At 65.8% G+C, this 8,504-nt stretch carries 9 protein-coding genes and 1 pseudogene; 4 read left to right on the top strand and 6 right to left on the bottom strand.

Annotated elements, in window-relative coordinates:
* Window positions 1-104: 104 nt before the first annotated feature.
* A complete protein-coding gene (locus tag VN047_RS14260) occupies window positions 105-422 on the bottom strand; it encodes a hypothetical protein (protein ID WP_171013845.1) in 318 nt (105 codons plus the stop codon).
* Here VN047_RS14260 and VN047_RS22735 point away from each other — a divergent pair.
* A pseudogene (locus tag VN047_RS22735) lies at window positions 318-701 on the top strand (c-type cytochrome); the annotation flags it as partial. The gene VN047_RS14260 and the pseudogene VN047_RS22735 sit on opposite strands and share 105 nt — an antisense overlap.
* Window positions 702-729: 28 nt before the next feature.
* On the opposite strand, the gene VN047_RS14255 reads toward VN047_RS22735, so the two are convergent.
* A complete protein-coding gene (locus VN047_RS14255) occupies window positions 730-1,392 on the bottom strand; it encodes a cytochrome b (protein WP_137893804.1) in 663 nt (220 codons plus the stop codon).
* Window positions 1,389-2,048, bottom strand: a complete 660-nt coding sequence (locus tag VN047_RS14250) for a cytochrome c oxidase assembly protein (RefSeq protein ID WP_325543743.1) — start codon at window positions 2,046-2,048, stop codon at window positions 1,389-1,391. The genes VN047_RS14255 and VN047_RS14250 overlap by 4 nt, the downstream gene beginning before the upstream one ends.
* Before the next feature lie 146 nt (window positions 2,049-2,194).
* Between VN047_RS14250 and VN047_RS14245 the strand changes: the two genes are divergently transcribed.
* The 3 genes from VN047_RS14245 (at window position 2,195) to VN047_RS14235 (ending at window position 5,304) form a co-directional block, all read left to right on the top strand.
* Window positions 2,195-2,641, top strand: a complete 447-nt coding sequence (locus VN047_RS14245) for a DUF2231 domain-containing protein (protein ID WP_137893806.1) — start codon at window positions 2,195-2,197, stop codon at window positions 2,639-2,641.
* Window positions 2,638-3,984, top strand: a complete 1,347-nt coding sequence (locus tag VN047_RS14240; RefSeq protein ID WP_062179531.1) for a PQQ-dependent sugar dehydrogenase — start codon at window positions 2,638-2,640, stop codon at window positions 3,982-3,984. Before VN047_RS14245 ends, VN047_RS14240 begins: the two co-directional genes overlap by 4 nt.
* 306 nt (window positions 3,985-4,290) lie before the next feature.
* Entirely contained in the window at window positions 4,291-5,304 is a 1,014-nt protein-coding gene (locus tag VN047_RS14235) for a cation diffusion facilitator family transporter (RefSeq protein WP_325543740.1), read from the top strand.
* Here the strand turns inward: VN047_RS14235 and VN047_RS14230 are convergent.
* The 3 genes from VN047_RS14230 to VN047_RS14220 are packed head-to-tail and all read right to left on the bottom strand — an operon-like array spanning window position 5,301 to window position 8,312.
* Window positions 5,301-6,374: a sensor histidine kinase gene (locus VN047_RS14230; RefSeq protein WP_252170968.1), complete on the bottom strand. Its 1,074-nt coding sequence runs from the start codon at window positions 6,372-6,374 to the stop codon at window positions 5,301-5,303. The genes VN047_RS14235 and VN047_RS14230 overlap by 4 nt on opposite strands.
* Entirely contained in the window at window positions 6,371-6,817 is a 447-nt protein-coding gene (locus tag VN047_RS14225) for a response regulator (protein WP_056350270.1), read from the bottom strand. Before VN047_RS14225 ends, VN047_RS14230 begins: the two co-directional genes overlap by 4 nt.
* The gene (locus VN047_RS14220) at window positions 6,810-8,312 is read right to left on the bottom strand and encodes a sensor histidine kinase (protein ID WP_325543735.1); all 1,503 of its coding nucleotides are present in this window, start codon (window positions 8,310-8,312) and stop codon (window positions 6,810-6,812) included. The genes VN047_RS14225 and VN047_RS14220 overlap by 8 nt, the downstream gene beginning before the upstream one ends.
* Window positions 8,313-8,504 lie beyond the last annotated feature (192 nt).

Raw genomic sequence — 8,504 nt, 5'->3', positions numbered from 1 at the left:
ATCGCGCCCGCGCGCGACGGCGGCGGGGTCGGCGGGTGCCGTTTCAACCGGGACGGGCGCGCAGGCGCCGAGCAGCATCAAGACCGAAATCGCAGCACCCCCTTTCATAGCCGTTCACCGTCCTCGTTTCGCTTTGGGAACCACCTCGCGCGGCCATTGGTTCCCGAAGCGTGCGCAAAGCCCCCCTCCTCCTCCTGTTCCTCCTGTCCGCATGCCAAGCGCCCGCGCCGACTGACCGCTTTCGCGCGACGGGCGAGACGATCGCGATGAGCGGCGGCGATGCGGGCGCCGAAGCGGCCTGCTTCACCTGTCACGGGCTGCAGGGCGAAGGCGACGGGCGCGACGCGCCGCGCCTCGCCGGGCTCGACGCGGGCTATCTCCATCGGCAGCTCGACGATTATGCAAATGGTCGCCGCGAGCATGCCGCGATGCGCGCAATCGTCCGCAAACTCGGCGACGGCGACCGATCGAAAGTGTCGGCATTCTACGCGGCGATCCAGCCCGCGGCGTGGCCGGTCGAAGCCGGCAATCCGGCGGGTGCGCGCCTCTACGACGAGGGCGATCCCGCGCGGGGATTGCCGTCTTGCGCCTCGTGCCACGGTGTGGGCGGCGTGGGCGATGCCGCCAATCCGCCGCTGGCCGGTCAGTCCGCCGCCTATGTCGCGGGCCAGCTTCGCGCGTGGCGCGAAGCGAAGCGCAACAATGACCCGCTAGGCGAGATGCGCCGCGTCAGCCGCCTGCTCTCGGTCGCCGAGCTTGCGGCGGTGTCCCGTCATGCGGCGTCCTTTCCGCCCCATCCTCCGGAAGCTCGGGCAACATCCCCCGCAGCACGTCGTGCCGATCCCAGAAATGATGTTTCAGAGCCGCGCCAACGTGCAGCGGGATCATCGCGACGAGGAGAATGATCAGGAGCGCATGGATTCCCTCCGCCCAGTCGAGAATCCACCACTGAATGCCTTTTTCCAGACTATCGAAGGGCATGTGCGGCCAGGGAAGGAGCCCCGCCACTTCGAGCGGCTCGCCGCCGACCACCGACCACATCGCCCAGCCCGAGAGCGGCAGACCGAAAAAGCAGACGTAAAAGAGTATGTGCGTCACATAGGCTGCGACCGTCTGCCAGCCCAGCCGGTCGGCATCGTTGATGGGACCCGGCACGATCATCCGCCAGATCGAACGCAGCGCAGCAAGCACGAGCATCAGCAGGCCGAGTTCGGCATGAACCCGAAACGCCTCCAACTTGTCGCCACCCGCGTCGATGCGGCTCATGCGCCAGCCCCAGCCGAGCTGGAATAGGATGAGCGCGGCCATCGTCCAGTGGAATAGCTGCCCGACGGGCGAGTAGCGGCGGTCGGCGGCATAGCGCGCCGCCCACGCCTGGATCGCCTCGATCATGCTGCCACCGGGGGCGGCTCGCCGAGGAGGCGCCAGCCGGTCCAGAGCGCCGCGCCGAGATAAAGAGCCGCGGCAGGAGCCCACATGATGAGCCCCGCCAGTTGCTGATCTTCGAGCGGCGCCAGCCCCCAGGCCATCGTCGTCGCGAGATGGGGCGCATAGAGGGGCGTGCCCGCGAAGGTGATGAGCGCCCCGAGCAGCCCCATCTGCACCATCATGGCAAGCAGCAGGCCGATCGCGAGCGGCGGCGACGACGAGCGGAGCGAAGCCCAGAAGCCGAACGCGGTCGCGAGCAACGAAAGCTGCATCAACCAGAAGGCGCCGTCACTCGCCAGCGCGAGAGCATAGGGCGCCGGCGCGTGCCAGATCCAGAATGCGAGAATGTGCCCGGCCGCCCATAGCGGCGCACCGCCGCGCGGCCGAAACCGCGGCAGGCCGAGCGCAAACAGCGGAGCCGCAACCGCGGTCAGGATGATATGGTGCGCGACGCGCACCGAGAAGAGCGCCGACGACAGGGCGCATAGCGGCGACACGAACAGAAGGGCGATCAGCGCGAACCCGGCCCAGAAGGGACCGCGCGCTTTCCATCGCCACGCCATCAGCGCCGCGGCGCCCAGCGCCGCGAGCAGCCCGGGATCGAGATTCCAGCGCAGCATCCAGTCAGCCGGGATCGGCGCGGGACCACAATAAGGAATCGAGGACGGATCCATCCAATTGCCAACGTCGCGCCCGGCGCGCGGGTTCCGGGAAACTATTGGGCGGTCGGCGCATTATCCAGACGGGGGCCTGCATGGAGATCAATATGGCAACGGCCCCATCGCCTTTCACCGACCCGCCCTATCGCCGACACGCGCCCCATCCGCTGCACGCCATTCTCCTCGCCTTTCCGGTCGCCCTGTTCAGCAGCGCGCTCCTTTCCGACATCACCTATCTCAACAGCGCCGAGATGCAGTGGAGCAATTTCTCGGCCTGGTTGATCACGGGCGGGCTGATATTCGGGGCTCCGGTGCTCCTGTGGTCTGCCATAGCATTTGTCCGAGGCCGAAAGCAGCCAAAGCGCGGGCCTGCCACCGCCTATTTTCTGCTGATCCTCGTTATGTGGATCGCGGGCCTCGTGAACGCCTTCAAGCATAGCCAGGATGCCTGGAGTTCGGTCGGCACGGCCGGCGCGACCCTCTCGGCCCTATCCACAGTTGCAGCGATTGCCGCCGCCTGGCTTCTCCACGCAGCGAAGGAGCCCCGCGCATGAACCGGCAGACCTCGCTTGGCCTCGTCGCTGCGGCGGCGCTAGCGGCCGCGCTCGCCGGCTGCGGCAAAGGCGATGAAAAACTCGACCAGACGGGCGCCAGCCCGAGCCTGCCGAATATCGACGAGACGCTCGTCCCACCGATGAAAATCGCCAAGCCTGCAGGATGGAACGGCGAGCTTCCGACCGTTCCAGCCGGTTTCAAGGTCGTGCCGGTCGCCACCGACCTCAAGATTCCGCGGCAGATCCTCATCCTCCCCAATGGCGACATTCTCGTCGCCGAAGGTTCGGGCGGCCATGCACCGAAGCTCCGCCCGAAGGATGTGATCGCGGGCTATATCAAGAGCCTTGGAAAATCCTCGGTGAAGGGCGGCGACCGCATCACCTTGCTTCGCGACGCGAACGGCGACGGCAAACCCGAACTTCGCACCAGCTTCATCGAGGATCTCGATGCGCCCTATGGCCTCGCGCTCGTCGGGAACGACCTTTATGTCGCCAACCAGGGTGCGCTGCTGCGCTTCGCGTACACGCCGGGCGCAACGCGCATCGCTGGCAAGGGCGAGGAAGTGACCAAGCTCCCGGCAGCGGTCAATCATCACTGGACGAAATCGCTCGCCGCGAGCGCGGACGGGTCGAAGCTTTATGTCGGCATCGGCTCGAACAGCAATATCGGCGAGCGGGGAATGAGCATCGAGGAGGATCGCGCCGTCATTTGGGAGGTCGATGCCGCCACCGGCGCGAGCCGCATCCTCGTCTCGGGCATCCGCAACCCGACCGCCCTCGCCTTCGAGCCATCGTCGAACGCCCTCTGGGCGGTGGTGAACGAACGCGACGAGCTTGGCGCCGAGCTCGTACCCGATTATCTGACCTCGGTGCGCGAGGGCGCTTTCTACGGCTGGCCCTACAGCTATTGGGGACGCCATCCCGACCCGCGCGTTCATCCACAAAAGCCCGAGCTCGTCAGGACCGCAGTCACTCCCGATTATGCGCTCGGTTCGCACGTCGCGCCGCTCGGGCTGAGCTTTGCGACCGAAGGCGGGCTCCCGGGCTATGAGACGGGCGCCTTCGTTGGAGAGCATGGCAGCTGGAACCGCCAGACTCTCGCCGGCTACAAGGTCAGCTTCATCCCCTTCGCCAACGGACGTCCTGCCGGCAAGCCGAAGGATTTCGTGACCGGCTTCATCAAGGACGGCAAAGCGCGCGGCCGCCCGGTCGGCGTCACCTGGGACCCGGCGCGCGGCGCGCTCTGGATCGCCGACGATCTCTCGAACACGGTGTGGCGCGTCACCGGACCTCGCGCGCTCGCGATGGGATCACCGGTCGCTGCTGCAGCCAGCAAAAGATGATCAAGCGGCGCCGCTCGGCTTGAAGCGGATCACGCGCCAGATAAAATAAGCGAAGAACGCCGCCATGTTCGCGCTAAGGAGTGGCACTGCCCACCTTCTTCCGCCTTCCGGCACCTTCGCGCCCCCGCGGCGCGCGGTCAGCGTTAGACGCGCGCTGGGCGGCGCTGATGGAGCGGGGACATAGCGACGCGTCTCGGGAACGTGCCGCCCCGCCGGGCGTAGCTGTCCCATGACGCGTCCCATCCCCTGTCTATCGATATCGAGAGCCTGCGCGGCCCCTTGCGCCGCGATGGCGAAAGTAGCTCGGTGATAGCCCAGTCTGATACGGGCAAGCCGCGCTCGAGGGCGCATCATATCAGGGCGAACATCGTGCTTTACGGTGCGCTCTTTGCCAATCTCGGCATCGCCGTCGCCAAATTTGTCGCCGCGGCGATCAGTGGTTCCTCGTCGATGCTATCGGAAGGGGTCCATTCGCTCGTCGACAGCGGCAATCAGATGCTGCTCCTCTACGGCCAAGCGAAGGCAAAGCGGCCGCCCGACAATCGTCACCCCTTCGGCTACGGCCGCGAACTTTATTTCTGGGCGTTCGTCGTCGCAATCCTCATCTTTGCTGTCGGAGCCGGCATTTCCATCTACGAAGGCTGGATTCACTACCGGGATCCCGAGCCGCTTCGCGATCCGACGATCAACTATGTGGTGCTCGCCATCGCCTTCCTGCTCGAGGGTGCGTCGTGGACGATCGCGGTGCGCGAGTTCAACGCCGGGCGGCGCGGGCTCGGCTGGTGGACGGCGGTGCGGCGGTCGAAGAATCCCGCAGGTTTCATCGTCCTGTTCGAAGACAGCGCCGCGCTCGCCGGCCTCGCCATCGCCGCCGGCGGCATATGGCTGAGCCATGCGACAGGGGATCCGCGGATCGACGGCATCGCCTCGATGGCGATCGGCGCAATCCTGGCGGCGGTCGCGATCCTTCTAGCCCGCGAGGCGAAGGAGCTGTTGATCGGCGAGGCTGCGGACCCCGAACTGATCGCGCGTATCTGGACCATCGTCGAACGGCGCCGCGAAATTACCGCCGTCAATCATGTGCGCACGATCCACACCGCACCCAATTCGATCTTCGTCGCGGTAAGCGCCGACTTCGAGGATCGTCTCGCCATGGGCGAGGCCGAGACGTTGATCGAGGCGATCGAGGCCGAGCTCAAGGCTGCGTCGAGCGATATCAGCTCGATCTACATCCGCCCCGAAAAGCAGTCCGATGCGCTCGTCCAGCCTCGCCCGTCAGCGGCGGCCGAACCCGCACGGCGGCCGCGCGGCACAAACTAGGCTTTGAGCTCGCCCGGTCGCAACTGGATCCGGATGAGCGCGCTCGTGCCCGGCATATCGCGCGAAGGGTCAACCGCGCCGTAAGAGACAGCCGCCTTGTGGGTCCGCGCCAAAGCTTCGATGAGGCGCGTTCCGAGACCCGTGCCGCGCGCCGTTCCGTCGGACGGCATCCCTGCCCCGTCGTCGACAACCGCGAGTTCGAGCAATGTCTCGTCGGCCCGGCGAAGCGATATCCGAATCTCGCCATCATCGCTGTCGCCATAGGCATATTTGCACGCGTTGCTCACCCATTCGTTGGCGATCATGCCGAGCGCAACGGCCTTGTCGGTGGCCACACGCATGGGCTCGACGTCGGCGATGACACGCCGCGCGGCGACGCCCGTCGACCAGGTCGCCGAGAGATCCTCGGCAAGGCCGCCCAGATAGTCGTCCATCGCCACATATTCGACGTCGTCGGTGGTGTAGAGGCGCCGGTTGACTTGCGCGACCGTCGCGATCCGTTGCTGCGTCTTCTGCAGCGCCTCGCGGGCGGCGGGATCGGCGATCGTCTTGGACTGGAGGGCGACGAAAGACATCACCATCTGGAGATTGTTCGCGACGCGGTGGTTCACTTCCTTGAGCAGCGCTTCCAGCCGCGCATTGGTCGCGCGCAGCTCGCTCTCCACCTCGGCGCGCGCGCGTCGAAGCTGGGCACGCTCGAGTACCTGCTCGAAACTCGAGGCCAAGAGATCGAAAAAATCCTCGCCGACCGACTTTACCACATAATCGTCGGCACCCGACTTCAACGCCGCCACGGCGATGCGGCTCTCCTCGGAGCCCGTCACATAGACGACGGGCGGGCAGTCGCGTAGTGCGCGAAGCGCCTCGAGCGTGGCAAGACCGTCCTGCCCGGGCATATAGTGATCGACGGCAACGAGATCGAAGGCAGTGACCTTCGCCATGTCGACGCCCTCGCCGCCACTTGCCGCGAGGCTGACTTCATAACCTTTCCGGCCAAGCGCGCGCGACGCAAGCCGCCGCATGCCGTCGTCGTCATCGATATAGAGAATGTGGGCCAGGGCGGGTCTCAAGCCGGGTCGGGATCGGGGACCTGGATCACCGAGAGGAAGAGACCGAGCTGGCGAATGGCGTCGGCGAAATTCTCATAGTTCACCGGCTTGGTGATATAGACGTTGCAGCCGAGGTCGTAGCAGCGCTGGATCTCGATCTTGTCGTCGGTGGTCGTGAGCACGACGACGGGCGTGCGGCGCAGCGGACTGCTGTCGGCCTTCAGCCTGGCGAGAATGTCGGTCCCGCTCATGTCGGGCAGATTGAGGTCGAGCAGCACGAGCGCCGGCCCGTTGCGCACCGGGCCCTCCGCCGCATCGTACAGGAACTCGAGAGCCGAGGTGCCGTCGAGAAAATGATGGATCTTGTTGGAAATGCCGGCGCGCCGGATATTCTTCTCGATAAGGCGCGCATGCCCCTCGTCGTCCTCGATCATCACGATGTTTACGGGCAGTTGGTCAGGCATCTTCTTCTCCGCTTTGCCACACGAGGGGCAGGATCAGCCGAAAGGTGGAACCCGCACCGAGTTCGGACTGGATTTCGATATTACCGCCGAGGCGATAGGCAAGCGCGCGGGCGTGGGCAAGACCGATCCCCTCCCCCTGCTGGTCCTGGACGCCCGACCTTCGGAAGAGGTCGAACACACGTTCGTGATCGCGCGGCTCGATGCCGCGACCATTGTCGGCGACCGCCACCCAAGCGCGCCCGAGATCGGCGCCCCCGGCTATGCGAATGATCCCCGCCCGCCCCGGCTGCGAATATTTGAGGGCATTTTCGATGAGATTCGAGAGGATCTGCTCGACCGCGACCCGGTCATTGATCACGGTCGGCAGGTCCGACACTTCGACCGTCGTGCCGGTCTCGTCGATGCGGTGCTGCAGGCTGCCGACGATCGCGCCCACGACGTCGCCGAGAGCAAGCGTTTCGGGCGCGAGCGTGCGGCGACCCTGGCGCGAGAGATTGAGGATCGCGTTGATCAGCCGGTCCATCTTCTGCGTGGAGGTGCGAATGAAGCCGATCGATTCCGGCAGATCCTCCTCGATCGCGAGCCGCGTCGCGGCGTCGGGCGCCTTCCAGCCCTGCGCATCGCCCTGTTCGAGATAGCCCGAGATCGCCTTGCGCGCGGTCTCGAGTTCGGCCGTGAAACCCATCACATTGACGAGTGGCGAACGCAGATCGTGCGACACGATATAGGCGAAGCGCTGGATTTCGGCATTGGCGCGCTTGAGTTCGCCCGTGCGCGCATCGACCAGTTCCTCAAGCCCTTCGTTGAGACGGCGAAGTTCCGCGCGCGATGCGCGGAGCTCGACGAGATTGTTGCGAACGAGGAGCAGCGTGGCGGCTGCAACGACCAGCAGGAGAATGCCGGTTCCGATCAGCGTCAGGGTGAACAGCGACTGGGTGCGTTGCTGCCGCGCTTCACGATTCTTGAGCAGGGCGAGCTCGCTTGCGAGCATCGTCTCGACGAGCGCGCGCGCGGCCCGCACTTCGAGCACCCCCTTGTCGTTCGTGAAGTCTGCGATCAGTGCTGCGCGGTCCGTGCCGCGCAGGCCGAGCGTCGCCCGGTAATGACGGCCATAAGCATCGAGATGCCCGCGAAGCCTTTCGGCGCGGCCGCGCTGGTTCGGATTGTCGCTGATCAGCGTCTCGAGCGATGCAAGCTGGGCGCGCGACCGGTCCTCGGCCTCGTCCATGATCGTCGTGAACGCCGGGTTCTGCGTAAGGATCAGTCCGCGGCGCGCGGTCTCCATCCGTTCTGTCGCGCTGGCAAAGGCGCCGAGATTGGCCTCCACCGCGAGCGTGTGTGCGACCATGCGCGCGTCGGCCTCATTTTGGCGCTGCACAAAAAATGCTGTCGATGCCGCAGCGAGGAGCGCGGCAAATCCAATGGTGAGGAGAATGATGATCAGGCGGCTCGCCCGCGTGTCGCGGCCCAGCGACGAGATCCTGGCCGATTCCATGTAAATGCCCCTCGGCCCCGGTCGATCAATTTCCGCCGTGCATGCACTGCCGCGCCCTTCGTGGCAAGCAGCCTCACCAACCCGGCCAGCCCTGAACGTGCCGAGTCCCGCGCGGGATTAACCTGGATCAATAGGATTTCGGATGAGTGTCGCCGAAGCGCTGGCGTAGGGGGGCGGCTGGGCGATTGAGGT

It is taken from the genome of Sphingopyxis sp. (assembly GCF_035565275.1).
In the GTDB taxonomy this organism is placed as follows: domain Bacteria; phylum Pseudomonadota; class Alphaproteobacteria; order Sphingomonadales; family Sphingomonadaceae; genus Sphingopyxis.
The sequence above is the reverse complement of the archived record's forward strand: the minus strand, read 5'-3'. Positions and strand labels throughout refer to the sequence as shown.

What these genes read in the sequence shown, in the direction of transcription:
- VN047_RS14250 (WP_325543743.1), bottom strand. Translation starts at nt 2,048, where the DNA reads ATGCTGCGCTGGAATCTCGATCCCGGGCTGCTCGCGGCGCTGGGCGCC.
- VN047_RS14225 (WP_056350270.1), bottom strand. Translation starts at nt 6,817, where the DNA reads ATGCCTGACCAACTGCCCGTAAACATCGTGATGATCGAGGACGACGAG.
- VN047_RS14245 (WP_137893806.1), top strand. Translation starts at nt 2,195, where the DNA reads ATGGCAACGGCCCCATCGCCTTTCACCGACCCGCCCTATCGCCGACAC.
- VN047_RS14255 (WP_137893804.1), bottom strand. Translation starts at nt 1,392, where the DNA reads ATGATCGAGGCGATCCAGGCGTGGGCGGCGCGCTATGCCGCCGACCGC.
- VN047_RS14220 (WP_325543735.1), bottom strand. Translation starts at nt 8,312, where the DNA reads ATGGAATCGGCCAGGATCTCGTCGCTGGGCCGCGACACGCGGGCGAGC.
- VN047_RS14240 (WP_062179531.1), top strand. Translation starts at nt 2,638, where the DNA reads ATGAACCGGCAGACCTCGCTTGGCCTCGTCGCTGCGGCGGCGCTAGCG.
- VN047_RS14260 (WP_171013845.1), bottom strand. Translation starts at nt 422, where the DNA reads ATGCTCGCGGCGACCATTTGCATAATCGTCGAGCTGCCGATGGAGATA.